The following is a 17199-nucleotide window of genomic DNA, read 5'->3' on the forward strand; positions in this document are numbered from 1 at the left end:
CTCCTTGTTATTCATCTTTCGGATACTCAATGGTTTTGTAGCTGACGACTTTATTGTTTACCATCACTTGATAGTACCCTTTCTGGCCGGATTCAATCTTCAGTTCGATCGTTCGTTCAGTCGGCTCTTTTATCTTAAATTCTTCGTAAGTGTCAGAGATACTGTGATCCGCATCGTCAATAGCGATTTGTACTTCAAGCTCGTCCCCTTCATTTTCTGGCTCGTAGGGGATCTCGACCTTTTCTTTCACTGTTTTCGCAGGTTTTTTCTCAGGTCCGAGAGAGAATGTCACTTCCACTTCGTTTCCCGGCTTTACTGCCGTTCCTGCTGCTGGTTTTTGTTTGACAACCTGCCCTTCTGGAACGTCATCTGAGTATGCTTCTTTTTCTTTCAGCTTCAGTCCGTTGTCTTCCAGATATCCAGACGCTGCTTCTTTACTGTAAGTTTTCAAGTCTCTAAGCGTAATGTCTTCAGGCCCGATACTGACTGTGAGTTTGACTTGATCATCACTCGGCACAAGCTCAGTCCCTGCTGACGGATTCTGTTCAATGACAGTGCCCGCGTCTTTCTCATCATTCACTTCATTCACTGTGACATGTTTAAAACCTTGGTCTTTCAACGCTTTTTTTGCCTGATCGACCGTTTGGCCTGTAACATCACCGATCTCCGTTTTAGCTTTTCCGGTGCTTTTATAAAGCGTGACCGTTGCGCCTTCTTTGACTGTAGAATCCGCTTTAGGATCCGTTTTTACCATCAGGCCTTCTTCAATTTTCTCATCTGAGATTTCCAAAACCTCAGAATCAACCTGCAAACCGTCTTTTTCCAAGATGTCTGCCGCCTTTTCGTATTCCATTCCGGAGACATCAGGTATTTTGACATCTTCAGGCATAAAAAGCGACGGAAAAACAGTGACAGCAAGAATTCCCGCCGTGATGAATACGATGCAAACCGTGAGCAAAACCCACGGCCACTTTTTTCTTTTGCCGTTTTTCTTTGTTTTATTTTCGTTGCTGGGTGTCAATTCGGCTTCTTTTTCGCCAGCAGCTTTAGCGAGCTCTTCATCTTTAATGATAGGAATCGCTTTTGTCATTTCTTCATCTTCTTGAATCATAAATTTCTTTTCATTGAGTCTGTCGGCATCAAAAGCTGTTTTGATATCAGCTTCCATGTCTTCAGCCGTTTCATAGCGATGAAAAGGATCTTTGGCAGTTGCCTTTAGGATCATGTTTTCTACGCTTTGGGGTACTGACGGATTCCACCTTCTCGCCGAAGGAGTTTCCGCCTGAAGATGCTTTAAGGCGATGCTGACTGCCGATTCTCCATCAAACGGGATACGGCCGGTTAAAAGCTCGAAAAGAACGATTCCAAGCGCATAAATATCCGATTTTTTTGTTGCCAAACCGCCCCGCGCCTGTTCAGGTGATAAGTAATGCACTGAGCCCAGCACAGAATTGGTATGGGTGATTGTGGTCGAACTTAGTGCCGTCGCAATTCCGAAATCCGTCACTTTGATATTTCCCATGTGGTCAATCAAAATGTTATGCGGCTTAATGTCTCTGTGAACAATCTGATTTTGATGGGCATGAGCGATGGCTGAGACAATTTGCTCCATGATGTTCAGCGCTTCTTTAGGGTGAAGCGGCCCGTTTGCTGTTATGTATTCTTTAAGCGTCATGCCCTCAACGTACTCCATGACAATATAATAAATATCATCTTCTTCACCCAAATCGTAAATGCTGACGATATTCGGGTGATCGAGGCTTGATGCGGATTGGGCTTCTCTCCGGAAACGCCTGATAAACTCATTGTCATTCACATAGTCAAACCGCAGGATTTTGATTGCGACTTCACGGTCTAGAATCATATCCTCAGCTAAATACACGTTGGCCATTCCCCCGCCGCCTATGACGCGGAGAATTTGGTAACGTCCGCTGATCCGCTTGCCGATTAGCACTGATCTTCACCCTCTTCAACATGTAAAGCAAGCTCAAGCAAAACTGCTGTAATGTTGTCTTCCCCGCCATTCTGATTGGCTTTGTCCACAAGCAGGTTTACTTTTTCCTGAGGAGCTGAATCGCTTTGCAGGATGTCTTTTAATTCAGTGCCTTCCACTTTATTCGTCAGTCCGTCAGAACATAGAAGCAGTTTGTCCCCGGGTTCGATATCAAAAGAACGTGTGTCAATACTTACTGACAGGTCTGTTCCGAGTGCCTTCGTCAGCACATTTTTTCGCGGATGATGTTCAGCGTCTTCTCTTGAAATCTCTCCAGTGCGTACCAGCTCATTTACAAGCGAATGATCTTCTGTCACTTGAAAAAAATGGTCCTCCTGAAGCAAATAGCATCTGCTGTCACCTATATGAGCAACAGAAACCGTTTTCCCCGTAAAAAGCGCACATACAATCGTCGTCCCCATGCCTTGGCATTCTTCGTGGGCTTGGGCATGATCGTATATTTTGCTGTTTACCGCCAGAATCTGTTCAATGAGCCATTTTTCACATTCTGCGGGCGCAACTGGAATCGCCTCCGCTTCATTCCATTTCTCCCCCATGGCTTTCACAGCCATCTTGCTCGCAACATCTCCAGCAAGATGGCCGCCCATGCCATCAGCGACAACCGCTAATACAAATTCGTCTTTCCCTTTGAATATCCCCGCATCATCTTCGTTATGCTGGCGGATTTTTCCTGTATCTGTTTTTAAGGCTGTTAACAACCCTCATCACCTCGTCTCGTCTTGACGCTCCTTCGCGCGAAGCTGACCGCAGGCTGCGTCAATGTCATGGCCTTGCTCTCTTCTGATTGTGACATTAACTCCGCGGGATTTCAGCGTTTTTTCAAAATCGAAAATCTGGTCACGCGGTGTACGCACATAGTCCCGTTCAGGCACGTAGTTTACCGGAATCAAGTTCACGTGGCATTTAATTCCTTCCAGCAAGTCGGCAAGTTCTTCAGCGTGCTCGACCTGGTCGTTTACGCCCCCGAACAGCCCGTATTCAAAGCTGATACGGCGTCCCGTTTTGTTAATATAATATTTAACAGCTTCCATTAATTCAGGCAGCTTATACGCTCTGTTAATCGGCATCAAACGGCTTCTGATTTCTGTATTCGGCGCATGCAGAGAAATCGCAAAGTTAATCTGCATTTTCTGATCAGCGAATTCGTAAATTTTCGGGATGATCCCGCTTGTAGAAACTGTAATGTGGCGCGCGCCGATATTGAGGCCCTTATCATGGTTAATGATTTTCAAGAAAGCGAGCATTTCATCAAAGTTATCAAAAGGTTCACCGATCCCCATGATCACGACAGAGCTCACTCGTTCATCCGTCTCATCAAGAGCTTTTTGGACTTTGACGACTTGAGCGACAATTTCACCCGCTTCAAGGTTTCGTTTCAAGCCTCCAAGCGTCGAAGCGCAGAATGTACAGCCAATGCGGCAGCCAACCTGTGTCGTTACACATACAGAATTACCATACTCATGTCTCATTAAAACGGTTTCGATTGTATAACCGTCATGAAGTTCGAATAAAAACTTCATTGTACCATCTTCAGAGGTTTGTTTAACGGCCGTTTTCAGCGTTGTTAACACAAAATGAGTGCTTAATTTCTCACGCAGATCCTTTGACAGGTTTGTCATTTCCTCAAAAGAAGATATCCGTTTTTCATATAGCCATTCAAAAATCTGTGCCGCGCGGAACGGTTTCTCTCCGTTGTCTGTCAGCCATTGTTTGATTTCATCTAATTCTAAAGAATAAATAGACGGACGCTCTGTCCGCAATTCTTTTCTATCTTTCGTTTTTTTCATTTCTGCCATTGTTATCCCTTCTTTCTCATGCTGCAAATAAAGAAACCATCTGTTCCGAAATAATGAGGAAGGATTTGCACCCTTCCTTCCCGAACAAAGGGTCTCGCCTTTTCGGGCAGCCGCTTTTCAAGAGACAAATCGGGTTCAAAATCAGGATGTTCTTGTATAAACGCATGTATGACTTCTTCATTTTCTGTCCGGTCCATTGTACACGTACTGTAGACAAGAGTGCCACCTTTTTTTACTAATGGTGCGATTTCCGCCAAGATCGACAGTTGGATTTCAGCAAGCCGTGCGCTGTCATCAGGCTTTTTCGTGTATTTCATGTCCGGCTTTCTTCGGATGACACCAAAACCTGAGCACGGGGCATCTACCAATATCCGGTCAAACTGTTCGTTTTCAAACGTTTCTCCTGCTTTTCTCGCATCCATTGTTTCCGCATGAATGATCGTAAGGCCAAGCCGGTCTGCCGCTTCTTTGATCAGCTTCACTTTATGTTTGTGAAGATCAAGCGACGTAACGTTTCCCTTGTTCTCCATCAATTCGCCGATATGAGCCGACTTTCCGCCAGGCGCCGCACATGCGTCAAGCACCGTTTCACCGGGCTTAGGATCAAGGGCGCGGGCGACGAGCATGGAGCTCTCATCCTGGATGGACACTTCACCGTTTTGGAAGAAATGAGTTCCAACAATTGTTCCCTTTAGGAGCTTCACAGCGTCTTCAGCGAGGTCGCCTTTTTCAACGTCGATTCCCTCAGCTGCCATTTGATCAAGCAAATCCGTTCTGTCCGCTTTCATTTGGTTGACACGCAATGTCTGCTTCGGCGGAATGAGGTGGATGCGGCAAATCTTTTCAGCTGCTTCAAATCCATACGCAACGGCCCATTCTTTCACGAGCCATTCCGGATGGCTTGTCTCTGTCGCCAGCCGGCGGACAGGGTCTTCAATGGTGTCAAAGGCTGGAACACCTTCGCGCTGAATGGAACGAAGTACGCCGTTGACGAATGAAGCAATGCCTTTGTGTCCTCGGATTTTAGCAATTTCGACCGCTTCATGAATAGCAGCCCTGTCTGGTATCTTCTCCAAATACTCCATTTGATATAAGGATAGACGAAGAAGCTGAATCACCCACGGCTTTACTTTTTGAGGCTTATTAACAAACGGTTTGAGCATATAATCGAGCGCGATCTTGTTTTGCAATGTACCGTAGACAAGTTCAGTCAAAAGACCTCTGTCCTGATCGCTCAGTTCATTTGATTTAATGACCGACTTCAGGAGCAGATTACTGTAAGCCTGGTTTTGTTCTAGTTTGATCAGCGCCTCAAGGGCGATATCACGAACACTATTTTTTTTCATTGTTTACTCCTAACATATCGCCTGCTTCAACATGAGCGCCGCGCACAAAGTCCTCGCCTTTCATGCGTTTTTTGCCGGCCGGCTGAAGTTCGGTTAATAACAAGGCCGTGCCGTTACCTGTGGCTACTATAATCCCTTCCTTTTCAATCGCAACGACTGTGCCGGGCTCGGCTTTTGTTGGTGCGGGTGTTTTTTTCGACGTCCACACTTTCAAGTTTTGTCCATTAAGGGTCGTATAGGCCACAGGCCAAGGATTTAAGCCGCGGACTTGGTTGTAAAGCTCTTCACCTGTTCTAGACCAATTGATCAGCTCTTGCTCTCTTTTGATGTTAGGCGCGTATGTCGCTTTCTCTTCATCCTGCTTTTCAGGTGATATGCTGCCGGCAATGACGTTTGGAACGGTTTCAGACAATAGCTTCGCGCCAGCCGCGCTTAATTTATCATGCAGCGTTCCGACATTGTCGGTTTCTTCAATGTCCACTTCCACTTTTGAAATCATATCGCCCGCATCTAATTTTTCTACCATATACATAATGGTAACACCTGTTTTTTTCTTTCCCTGCAGAATGGAGTAATGGATCGGAGCTCCGCCGCGCAGTTCCGGCAAAAGAGACGCGTGAACGTTAATGCAGCCGTATTTTGGGCTGTCGAGAAGCTCCTTCGGCAAAATTTGTCCGAATGCTGCGGTTACAATAAGGTCAGGCTTAAATGCCAGCACTTTCTCGATTTCTTCTGTCAATCTGACTTTTTCAGGCTGAAGAACCGGGATGCCGTGACGCAATGCCTCTTCCTTGACCGGAGGAGGTGTCAGCACTTTTTTTCTGCCCTTCGGACGGTCCGGCTGTGTGACGACCCCCACTACTTCATATCCGTCCTCTATCATGTTTCTTAAAACAGGAACTGAAAAATCAGGCGTTCCCATAAATACGATTCTTGTCATCAAATCATCCTTCCATATCCGCTAGTTCATCTTCTGTATAGTATTTGCTTATTTTAGATGTAAACAGCACACCGTCTAAATGGTCCATTTCGTGCTGCACAGCCCTCGCTAAAAAGCCTCGCGCTTCCAGGATGAACGGTTTTCCCTGACGGTTAAATGCACGCACTTTGACGTAATCGGCACGTGTGACATCACCATAGACGCCGGGAAAGCTCAGGCATCCTTCAATTCCGGTTTGCCCACCGCTTTTTTCTAAAATCTCGGGATTAACGAGATCCATTCTGCCGCTGTCATCCCCGATGTCTACGACAGCCGCTCTTTTTAAAATGCCGATCTGCGGCGCTGCCAGTCCGACCCCATCCATTTCAAGCATGGTGTCGTACATATCATCAAGCAGTTTTTTTAGCTTTTTATCAAAAACAGTCACGGTTTCCGTCGGGGTTTCCAAAACCTCCGCAGGATGTGTGACGACTTTTTTCACAGCCAATTTGTTACCCTCCAAGACGTGAGATCTTACATCATCATATAAGGATTCATATCAATTGAAATCATTACATGCTTTTGTTCAATTTCGCGTTTATAATGTTCCAGTATCTTCTTCAATAAAGCGGATAACTGGGTTTCCTGTTTGTATTTTATCACGCATTGATAGCGATATCTATCTTTGATCCGGGCTATCGGCGACGCGCTAGGCCCGAGAATTTTCGTGTCAGCTCCGCAGTTTGCTTTCAAAAAGTGAGCGATTTTTTCAGCCGTAACAGCTGCTTTCGCCACTTCCTCATGAGAAACCGTCACAAGAGCCAAATAGTAATAAGGCGGATAGGATTGTTCTCTCCTGTGCGCCATTTCATGCTGATAGAATGTTTCATAATCGTGCGACTTCGTCAGCTGGATGCTGTAATGGGACGGTGTGTACGTTTGAATGATGACACGGCCGGGTTTCTCATGCCTTCCTGCCCGGCCGCTCACTTGCGTTAACAGCTGAAATGTTTTTTCGGCCGATCTGAAATCAGGAATATGGAGTGTTGTATCAGCACTTAACACTCCGACAAGTGTGACATTGGGAAAATCAAGCCCTTTCGCGATCATTTGCGTTCCGAGAAGAATATCCGCTTTTCCTTCTCCGAAAGCTGACAATAATTTTTCATGGGCGCCCTTCCTTGAAGTCGTATCAACATCCATCCGAATCACTCTCGCATTTGGCAGAACTTTTGTCAGTTCTTCCTCCACTCGCTGTGTCCCCGTCCCGAAAAAGCGGATATGCTCGCTTGCACATTCGGGACAAGTATGCGGGACAGGCTCTTCATGTCCGCAATAATGGCATTTCAGCCTTTGGCCGTAACGATGATACGTCATGGAAATGTCGCAGTGCGGGCATTGCGGGACATATCCGCAATCCCTGCACATCACAAAGGAAGAATAGCCTCTTTTATTTAAAAACAGCACCGCCTGCTCACCCTTGGCAATCGTTTCTTCAAGCTGTTCCATTAATTCAACTGAAAACATTGAGCGATTGCCGTTTCTGAGCTCCTCTCTCATATCGACAAGCGAAACCTCAGGCATCACCTGTTGGTTAACGCGATGCTTCAGCGAAAGAAGTTCATACACGCCCTTTTGGGCCCGTGCATATGACTCTAATGTCGGCGTAGCACTGCCTAACACAACGGGACAGCTGTGATGCTCAGCCCGCTTGATCGCAACCTCTTTCGCATGATAGCGCGGCATTTCTTCTTGTTTATAAGAGGACTCATGCTCTTCATCGATGATAATCATGCCAAGATTTTCAAACGGAGCAAAAATAGCCGATCTGGCGCCGACGACAAGCCGCACTTCCTTCCGGTGGATTTTGCGCCACTCGTCATATTTTTCTCCTGTGGATAATCCGCTGTGCATGACTGCCACCTGAGAGCCGAAACGGCCCTTAAAGCGATTGACCATCTGCGGCGTCAGCGATATTTCCGGTACGAGGACGATGGCTTCTTTTCCTTTCGCCAGTACTTTTTCAATCGATTGCAAATAAATTTCCGTTTTTCCACTTCCTGTCACGCCGTGAAGGAGGAACACTTTATGTTCATCGTTTTCCAATGTCTGGCGCATTGGCTGAAAGGCAGCGCTCTGTTCGTCTGTCAGCGGGAGCGGCTCTGTTTTTTTGAACATTTTGTCCTGATAGGGATCTCTGTAAACCTCTTCATAGCTTTCCTTCAAAAGCCCCTTTTGGATAAGGGTTTTGATGGTCGCAGAGCTTGCACCCGTTTTTTTGCACAAATCCGCCGCAGGAATTTTTACACCTTCCGGCTCAGCGATGAAAAAGTGAAGAATCGCCTGCTGCTTGGCTGCTTGGCGGGATAATTCCTCTGCTTGCTTGGCAAGCTCTTCTAAATTCGCATTTGCCTGAATATGCCTGACCACTTTTTTATTCGTTTTTTGCGCGACTTTATATGTCACGTCAATGCTGCCTTTTTGAACATGCTTTTGAATCAGTTTCAGCGTATCGTGATCGGGTATATCTGAATACAGCAGAGTCTTTGTTTCAGAAAACAGCCGATCCACTTGCGGCGGAAGATCGGCGCCCTGTGTGATTTTTAGTTCTTTTTCATATTTTGCCTTTAATGCGGCAGGCAGCATCACTTGAAGCGCCGTTATTTTAAAAGACAGCGTTTTGTCGGACAGCCATGATGACAAATTCATCAGCTCCTCTGTCAAAACAGGTGTAAGATCTAATAAATCCTCTACTTCCTTGACAGATTTCCCCGAGAGATCAGATGCTTCTTTCACAGCTGTCACAAACCCTTGAATTTTACGGGGGCCAAATGGAACAATGACCCGCATGCCCGTTTTAATCATGCCTTTGAGATGGTCCGGGATTTTATAATCAAAAGGCCTGTCAATATTTTTAGTGCTGACATCAACGATGACCTCGGCAAAATTCATGATTGCTCTCCAGTTTGTTTTGAGAGGACTGCGATTTCCTGGAGGATTTCAAAAGAAACATCGAGCTTAGACATCATCGGAAGCTCGCGTTTGCGCCCGTCTTCGAAAAAGATTGTCACGATATTCGTATCAGCACCAAAACCGGCCCCATTTGCTTTCACATCATTTGCCACAATCATATCAAGATTTTTAGCGGCGAGCTTTTTGCGCGCATAGTGTTCAACGTCTTGTGTTTCAGCGGCGAAACCAACTAAAAGCTGGGACTGCTTTTTCTCGCCCAATTCTCTTAAAATATCAACCGTTCTTGTCAATTCAAAGGTCATATCGCCGTCTTGTTTTTTCATTTTATGGTCAAATACGGTTTTCGGCGTAAAATCGGCTACCGCAGCTGTTTTAATGACAATATCACTTGAGTCATACACAGAGAGCACCGCATCGCGCATATCCGCAGCAGATTGAACAGGAATGAACTGAGCCAGACCTTTAGGCTGATCAAGTGAAACAGGGCCAGAGATTAAGGTTACCTGTGCGCCGAGCTGAACAGCAGCCCCCGCTAATGCGTATCCCATTTTACCCGTTGATTTATTGGTGAAAAATCGGACAGGATCAATCGCTTCCCGTGTCGGGCCAGCTGTAATGACCACATGTTTGCCCTCCAAGGGAGCAATTTTTTCTTCAGCAAAATGCTTTTCGGCTAGCTCCACGATATTTTCTGGCTCTTCCAATCTGCCTTTCCCTACATAACCGCACGCTAAATAGCCCTCACTCGGCTCAATAAAACGATAACCATCCTTATTCAGAACAGAGATATTTCGTTTGACTGCCGGGTGGTCATACATGTGAACATTCATCGCCGGCGCGATCCATACGGGAGCCGTTGCCGCTAACAACGTGGTCGTCAGCATATCATCGGCGATGCCGTTTGCCAATTTTCCAATCACATTAGCCGTAGCCGGTGCCACGATAATCAAGTCGGCCCAGTCTGCAGCATCAATATGAGATATGACACTTGGATTCTGTTCTTTAAATGTATCTGTATATACTTCATGGCGGCTCAATGCCTGAAATGTCAGCGGTGAGACGAATCGGCATGCTGATTCAGTCATAATCACTTTGACATTTGCTCCTGCCTGAACCAGCTTGCTCGTTAACGCACAGGCTTTATAAACAGCGATGCCTCCGCTCACGCAAAGTAACACATTCCGATTGTTAAGCAATGACTTCTCCCCCTCTGCACTTTACAAAAACCGCACGGAAAAAAATAACAACCTACATGATATAGGTTGCTACTTGTGCTACTATTCGCGGTCTTCCTTTTCAAACGAAAGCAGGCCTGCATCAATTTCTTCTAAAGCTTTGCCTACATATTTGTGTGAAATCGTATGTTCAATCAATTGATCTTTTTTGATTTGCATTTCACGCGCACGTCTCGCAGAAACAGTCACGAGCGTGTATTTGGAATCTAATTTATTCATTAATGAGTCAATCGACGGATCTAACATCTGTTATTCAACCTCCAGCATTTTCTTATATCTCGGTGCAACGCGCTCCCGCTTCAAATGTTCAGCGAGAACGATTGCTTTGATTTTGTCGCAAGCCTTTTCGACATTATCGTTTTCAACGACATAATCATAAGCATCCATCATTTCGATCTCAGCTTTTGCGGCTTTCATTCGATTTTCAATCAGAGCGTCTGTTTCCGTTCCCCGTGTCACGATTCTGTTCTTCAGTTCAGAAAGGCTTGGAGGCGCAAGGAAAATAAACAGGCCTTCCGGGAAAGCATTTCTCACTTGAAGAGCGCCTTGAACTTCGATTTCTAAAAAGACATCTTTTCCATCTTGAAGCGTCTGTTCAACATAATCGACAGGAGTGCCGTAATAATTGCCGACATACTCCGCCCATTCAAGCAGCTTGTTGTCTGCAATCATTTGTTCGAATTCTTCTCTCGTTTTGAAAAAATAATCGACTCCGTTCACTTCGCCCTCTCGCGGACTTCTTGTGGTTACCGAGATCGAATATTCAAATTTTGTGTCTTCCTGCGAAAAGATCGCTTGCCGAACCGTTCCTTTACCAACTCCTGAGGGACCTGAGAGAACGATTAATAACCCTCTTTCTTTCATGCGGCAACTATCCCTGCCCTTCATCCATAATTTCTTCTTTAACAGAAAGTCTGTGTGCAACTGTCTCAGGCTGGACGGCAGATAAGATAATGTGATCACTATCCATGACGACAACTGCACGGGTTCTTCGCCCGTATGTAGCGTCAATTAGCATTCCGCGGTCTCTTGCATCCTGGATCATCCGTTTGATTGGCGCAGACTCCGGGCTGACAATCGAAATCATCCGATTGGCGGAGATAATATTGCCAAATCCGATATTAATCAGTTTAATCGTCATCTTCTACGTTCCCCCTGTAAAGTAGACGTCTCTAGTTTAGCCTAGTAAGACCGTCTGTAAACAATACGCACAGTCACTATTCTATATTTTGCACTTGTTCTTTTATTTTTTCAATAGAACTTTTCATTTCGACGACAAGCTTTGTGATCTGATGATCATTTGCTTTTGAGCCGATTGTATTTGCTTCCCGGTTCAGCTCCTGAACGAGAAAATCGAGTTTGCGCCCGACAGCTCCTCCACCAGCTAATATATCACGAAATTGGGCGAAGTGGCTCTTCAGCCTGGTAATCTCTTCAGAGATATCAGAGCGGTCTGCAAAAATAGCGCATTCTGTTACAAGCCGGCTCTCGTCTAACACGTCTTCAGTCCATTCTTTTATTCTGGCGTACAGCCGTTCCCGGTAGCGAGATACGACATCGGCTGCCAGCAATTCAGTTTCATTCACCAGCTCTTCAAGCTGATCAATATGCATCAGGCAGTCTTTTGCTAAAAGCAATCCCTCTTTTTCACGCATTTCACAGAGCCCTTTTACCGCTTCCTCTGCAGCAGCGGTGATTAACGCCTCCAGCTTGTCATTTTGCGTCTGTTCTTCATGAATCTGGACGACATGGTCAAGCTTAAAGAAATCCATTACTTCAGGCTCTGCAGCCAATTGATACCGCTTCTTCATATCTCCCGCGGCTGCGACATATTCATCGAGCAGCGGCCAATCAATTTCAAGCCTTTTCTCAACAAGCATATCGCTGTCAATGGACACAAAAAGTTCAATTCTTCCGCGCTGGATATGCTGCAGAATGGTCTGTTTCAGTTTATCTTCAAAATATAGCAAAGGCCTTGGCAAACGAGCGTTCACTTCTTTAAATCTATAGTTCACAGATTTAAGTTCAACGCTTACAGAGAGATCATCTTGTGTTTTGCTTGCACTGCCGAAGCCTGTCATACTTCGTATCATTTTAAAACACCCAATTCTTCCCTGTTCTATAATAAAAGGGCAATAGACATGCTATTACCCCTAAGATTATATCATATGAATTTATTTTTTTCTTGTCAAAAGTGACCCAGCTAGCAAAAAAGTAGGAATGGCGGACATGCCGATGACGAGCATCCAGTCTCCCGGTGTGATGGCTACCGTATGAAAAATCGGCTGAAGCGGCGGATAGTAGATGACGACAAGCATCAGCAACATAGATGACAATACTGCGCCTATTAAGTACAGGTTTTCAAACGGATTTCTGGAAAAAACAGAGGTCTCGCTGCGACAGTCAAAAACGTGAATCAGCTGAGCCAGCACCAATGTTGCAAACGCAATCGTCTGGGCGTAAGCCAAATTCTCCGGATTCCGGTGATATACAATGATAAACGCTAAAATAGTGGCAGCTCCGATTAAAAATCCTCTGGAGACGACCTTCCATCCAAGCTTGCGGGCAAATACCCCTTCTTTCGGATGACGAGGCTTCCGCTTCATCACGTCTCCTTCCGGCTGATCCATGCCGAGCGCCATTGCCGGCAATCCGTCCGTCACCAAGTTGACCCACAAAATCTGAATCGGCACGAGCGGCAAAGGAAGGGCAAGCAGCATCGCAAACAGCATGACAAGGATTTCTCCGACGTTAGAAGCCAACAGGTATCTGATGAACTTTCTGATATTCTCATAGATGTTTCTGCCCTCTTTTATCGCTGACTTGATCGTCGCAAAATTATCATCCGCGAGAACGAGGGATGACGCTTCTTTGGCCACATCTGTCCCGGTAATGCCCATAGCGACTCCGATGTCAGCTTGTTTAATGGCAGGGGCGTCATTGACGCCGTCTCCCGTCATCGCCACAATATGCCCGTTTTCCTGGTAAGCTTTCACGATTTTCAGTTTATGCTCAGGAGAAACGCGTGCAAATACATACACATCCTCCACCACATGAGAAAGCTCTTCTTGAGAAAGTTCATTCAGCATCTGGCCGTCCATGATTTTGCCGCTTTTCGGAAGGAGGCGCAAGTCTTTCGCTATCGCTTTAGCGGTCTCCAGATGATCGCCTGTAATCATGACAGTCTTGATTCCCGCTTCACGGCATTCTTTAATCGCCTGTCTGACTTCCGGCCGCGGCGGATCAATAATGCCTGAAAGGCCGAGCATCGTCAAATCTTTTTCCGCCTGCTCCATAGACGGTGTTTCACCTGCTTTAATCGGCTTGTAGGCAACTGCTATCGTTCTGAGCGCCTGGGATGCCAAATGTCTTAATACCGACTCTGTTTCTGCTTTTCTCTCATTAGAGAAAAGAGCCGCTGAGCCGTCATAATAAATACGGGAAGAACGCTGCATCAGCACATCCGGTGCACCTTTTGTAATGATATACCGTTTTCTGTCCTGATCCTCTACAATGACAGTCATCATTTTGCGTACAGAATCAAACGGAAACTCATCAATCACCCGATAATGAGATTCAACAAACTCCTTAGAAAAACCGCCTTTTCTCGCCGCGGTAAGCAGCGCCCCCTCTGTCGGATCTCCGTCAAGCACATATACGCCGTCTCTTTTCTCAATATTGGAGTTGTTACAAAGCGCTCCGAACAGCAGCATCTGCTGAAGCGGCATATGCTCATTGACACTGATCTCTTTTTCGTTCAGTGTGAAGCTTCCATTCGGTTCATAGCCGGCCCCTGTTACTCTCCATGTTTTTCCTCCGGACCAGACATGTGTCACCGTCATTTTGTTTTGCGTCATTGTCCCTGTTTTATCTGAACAAATGATAGATGCACATCCAAGCGTTTCAACCGCAGGGAGCTTTCTTACGATTGATTTTTGCTTAATCATCCGCTGTACGCCAAGTGACAGCGCCACTGTCACAATCGCCGGGAGCCCCTCCGGAATAGCAGCTACAGCCAGCGACACACCCGCTAAAAACATACTGTACAGATCATGGCCCTGAATGACACCGACAGCAACGACAAGTACCGTCAGCAGCAACGCAACAACAATTAAAATCTTCCCGAGCTGCTCCAGTCGTCTTTGCAGCGGTGTTGACAGTGTCCCCGCCGATTCAAGCATATCGGCAATTTTCCCCATTGCCGTATTCATTCCTGTTCCGACGACGACCCCGATACCGCTGCCGCGGGTCACAATCGTTCCCATAAATGCCATATTCGTAATATCACCGAGCGAAACATCCGGTTTTTTTAATTTGTCGGCATGCTTCACAACCGGGATTGATTCCCCGGTCAGCGCTGATTCTTCTATTTCAAGGCTTTTCGCTTCAACAATTCGAACGTCCGCGCCAATTCTGTCACCACTTGTAAATTTCACAATATCCCCCGGCACAAGTTCTTTAGAAGGAATCTTTATCCAGCTTCCTCCCCTGAGCGCCATGACATGTGGTGTTGAAAGCTCTTTTAAAGCCTGAAGAGATTGCTCAGCACGCCTTTCTTGAAAGAAACCGAGTATGCCATTCACAAACACAATCGCAATAATCGCAACCGCGTCTACGTATTCACCAAGAAATCCTGAGATTAACGTTGCCGCCAGAAGCACAAGCACCATAAAATCTTTGAACTGCGCGAAAAACAAGAGAAGCGCTGATGTTTTTTTCCCTTCTGCTAGCTCGTTTGGCCCATGCTTGTCGAGGCGTTTTTTCACCTCTTTTTCTGTTAATCCTTGTTTCATGGACGTATTGGTTGCCTCTAGTAAATCTGTTTGCCCCATTTCATGAAACTTCATTCCGCTCGTCCACTCCCCTGCTCTTATAGAGATATCACTCTATAAGCATGCTTATTCTGACTCGTCCCATTTCATGCTATAATTATCGAATGCAGGAAGAATGAGAGGGTGTATTGCATATGTCGTTTGATGGCATGTTTACATACGGAATGACACACGAACTTAACGAGAAAATCATGGGCGGGCGAATTACGAAAGTCCATCAGCCATATAAGCATGATGTGATTTTTCACATTCGCGCGAATGGAAAAAACCAAAAACTATTATTATCGGCACACCCGAGCTATTCACGGGTGCACATCACGACGCAAGCTTATGAAAACCCAAGCGAACCACCAATGTTTTGCATGCTGCTGAGAAAGCATATCGAAGGCGGATTTATCGAGAAAATTGAACAAGCGGGCTTAGACCGCATTATGATTTTTCATATTAAAAGCCGGAACGAAATAGGCGATGAAACAGTTCGGAAGCTTTATGTGGAAATTATGGGACGCCACAGCAATATCATTTTGACAGATGGAACTGAAAATCTGATCATCGACGGACTTAAGCATTTATCTCCGTCAATGAACAGCTACCGTACAGTACTGCCCGGCCACGATTATAAGCTTCCGCCGGCACAGGACAAAATCTCGCCGTTCGAGGCGACAGAAGATCACATTTTGCGTCATCTCAGTTTTCAAGAAGGTCGGCTTGATAAACAAATTGTCGACCACTTTTCAGGTGTGTCTCCGCTCTTTGCCAAAGAAACGGTCCACAGAGCGGCTCTGGCCAACAAAGTCACACTGCCAAAAGCGCTGCTGGAGCTGTTTGCGAAAGTAAAAGAACACCGATTCATTCCAAACATTACGACTGTAAATGGAAAGGAATATTTTTATCTGCTGGAGCTGACTCATTTAAAAGGTGAAGCGCGCCGGTTTGATTCATTAAGCGAGCTGCTCGACCGTTTTTATTTCGGAAAAGCTGAACGAGACCGCGTTAAACAGCAGGCACAGGACCTTGAACGGTTTGTAGTCAATGAACGGAAGAAAAATGCCAACAAAATCAAAAAATTAGAAAAAACACTGGAGTATTCGGAAAACGCGAAGGAATTTCAGCTATACGGGGAGCTTTTAACTGCTCATTTATATAGGCTGAAAAAAGGTGATAAACAGGCTGAGGTCATTAATTATTACGATGAAAAAAGCCCGACAATCACGATTCCTTTAAATCCTAACAAATCGCCTTCTGAAAACGCACAGGCCTACTTCACGAAGTATCAGAAAGCAAAAAATTCGGTCGCAGTTGTCGAGGAGCAAATCAGGCTGGCACAGGAAGAGATTGAATACTTTGATCAGCTGATTCAGCAGCTTTCATCCGCTTCTCCTCGAGATATTAGCGAAATCAGGGAGGAGCTTGTAGAAGGCAAATATTTACGCCCTAAGCAGCAAAAAGGACAGAAAAAACAAAAACCGCACAACCCGGTTTTGGAAACATATGAATCCTCTTCGGGCCTGACAATTTTAGTTGGTAAAAACAACCGCCAAAATGAGTATTTAACGACAAGAGCCGCAGCCAGAGACGATATTTGGCTTCACACGAAGGATATTCCAGGCTCCCACGTTGTGATCAGAAGCAGCGAGCCGGATGAGCAAACAATCATGGAAGCCGCGACGATTGCTGCTTATTTTTCAAAAGCTAAAGATTCAAGTTCAGTGCCTGTAGACTATACAAAAATCAGGCATGTTAAAAAACCGAACGGCGCGAAGCCCGGCTTCGTCACCTATGATAGCCAGCATACCGTCTTTGTTACACCTGATGCTGATACTGTCATCAAGCTGAAAAAAAGCTGAACCGCATGGATAAAGAAAAGCCAGAGCTTTGTATGCTCTGGCCAGCGTGTCGACAATGCATTCGTTGTCAGGCCCGCGCGTCGGTGCTCACGAATTCCGACATTCGCTGCGCTCCGAGGCTCGTCCTTCCTAGACTTCAAGGGTTTTCAATCACGCTGAAAAAACGACAAAACCCTAAAACGAAAACCGTTTTAGGGTTTTGTCAACAATCTGAAGCCAGAGCATTTGTATGCTCTG

General features: G+C 45.8%; 14 protein-coding genes. 1 reads left to right on the top strand and 13 read right to left on the bottom strand.

The window, feature by feature from the left end; translation table 11 throughout:
* Positions 1–7: 7 nt before the first annotated feature.
* The 13 genes from prkC to V6D44_RS01460 form a co-directional block, all read right to left on the bottom strand.
* Complete coding sequence (prkC, locus tag V6D44_RS01400; protein WP_087992093.1) at positions 8–1954, bottom strand: serine/threonine protein kinase PrkC; 1947 nt, start codon at positions 1952–1954, stop codon at positions 8–10.
* The gene (gene prpC, locus V6D44_RS01405; RefSeq protein ID WP_087992094.1) at positions 1948–2712 is read right to left on the bottom strand and encodes a protein-serine/threonine phosphatase PrpC; all 765 of its coding nucleotides are present in this window, start codon (positions 2710–2712) and stop codon (positions 1948–1950) included. The genes prkC and prpC overlap by 7 nt, the downstream gene beginning before the upstream one ends.
* Positions 2713–2718: 6 nt before the next feature.
* On the bottom strand, positions 2719–3810 hold the full coding sequence (gene rlmN / locus V6D44_RS01410) for a 23S rRNA (adenine(2503)-C(2))-methyltransferase RlmN (RefSeq protein WP_087992095.1): 1092 nt from the start codon (positions 3808–3810) through the stop codon (positions 2719–2721).
* A gap of 2 nt (positions 3811–3812) precedes the next feature.
* Complete coding sequence (gene rsmB, locus V6D44_RS01415; RefSeq protein WP_333516231.1) at positions 3813–5156, bottom strand: 16S rRNA (cytosine(967)-C(5))-methyltransferase RsmB; 1344 nt, start codon at positions 5154–5156, stop codon at positions 3813–3815.
* Positions 5143–6096: a methionyl-tRNA formyltransferase gene (gene fmt, locus V6D44_RS01420; RefSeq protein WP_087992097.1), complete on the bottom strand. Its 954-nt coding sequence runs from the start codon at positions 6094–6096 to the stop codon at positions 5143–5145. Before fmt ends, rsmB begins: the two co-directional genes overlap by 14 nt.
* 4 nt (positions 6097–6100) lie before the next feature.
* The gene (gene def, locus V6D44_RS01425; protein ID WP_087992098.1) at positions 6101–6583 is read right to left on the bottom strand and encodes a peptide deformylase; all 483 of its coding nucleotides are present in this window, start codon (positions 6581–6583) and stop codon (positions 6101–6103) included.
* Between the two features lie 26 nt (positions 6584–6609).
* On the bottom strand, positions 6610–9027 hold the full coding sequence (priA, locus tag V6D44_RS01430; RefSeq protein WP_333516232.1) for a primosomal protein N': 2418 nt from the start codon (positions 9025–9027) through the stop codon (positions 6610–6612).
* Positions 9024–10244: a bifunctional phosphopantothenoylcysteine decarboxylase/phosphopantothenate--cysteine ligase CoaBC gene (gene coaBC, locus V6D44_RS01435; protein ID WP_333516233.1), complete on the bottom strand. Its 1221-nt coding sequence runs from the start codon at positions 10242–10244 to the stop codon at positions 9024–9026. The genes priA and coaBC overlap by 4 nt, the downstream gene beginning before the upstream one ends.
* An 81-nt stretch (positions 10245–10325) precedes the next feature.
* The gene (gene rpoZ / locus V6D44_RS01440) at positions 10326–10529 is read right to left on the bottom strand and encodes a DNA-directed RNA polymerase subunit omega (RefSeq protein WP_087992101.1); all 204 of its coding nucleotides are present in this window, start codon (positions 10527–10529) and stop codon (positions 10326–10328) included.
* Between the two features lie 3 nt (positions 10530–10532).
* Entirely contained in the window at positions 10533–11147 is a 615-nt protein-coding gene (gene gmk, locus V6D44_RS01445) for a guanylate kinase (RefSeq protein WP_010327898.1), read from the bottom strand.
* A 7-nt stretch (positions 11148–11154) separates the two neighbouring features.
* Entirely contained in the window at positions 11155–11424 is a 270-nt protein-coding gene (remA, locus tag V6D44_RS01450; protein WP_003154355.1) for an extracellular matrix/biofilm regulator RemA, read from the bottom strand.
* Between the two features lie 76 nt (positions 11425–11500).
* Complete coding sequence (locus V6D44_RS01455) at positions 11501–12376, bottom strand: YicC/YloC family endoribonuclease (protein WP_087992103.1); 876 nt, start codon at positions 12374–12376, stop codon at positions 11501–11503.
* An 81-nt stretch (positions 12377–12457) separates the two neighbouring features.
* The gene (locus tag V6D44_RS01460; RefSeq protein WP_202327691.1) at positions 12458–15130 is read right to left on the bottom strand and encodes a calcium-translocating P-type ATPase, SERCA-type; all 2673 of its coding nucleotides are present in this window, start codon (positions 15128–15130) and stop codon (positions 12458–12460) included.
* Positions 15131–15249: 119 nt separating this feature from the next.
* Here V6D44_RS01460 and rqcH point away from each other — a divergent pair, with 119 nt between their 5' ends.
* The gene (rqcH, locus tag V6D44_RS01465; protein WP_333516234.1) at positions 15250–16962 is read left to right on the top strand and encodes a tRNA modification protein RqcH; all 1713 of its coding nucleotides are present in this window, start codon (positions 15250–15252) and stop codon (positions 16960–16962) included.
* Positions 16963–17199 lie beyond the last annotated feature (237 nt).

It is taken from the genome of Bacillus sp. 0209A (assembly GCF_036765095.1).
Lineage (GTDB): Bacteria > Bacillota > Bacilli > Bacillales > Bacillaceae > Bacillus > Bacillus subtilis_G.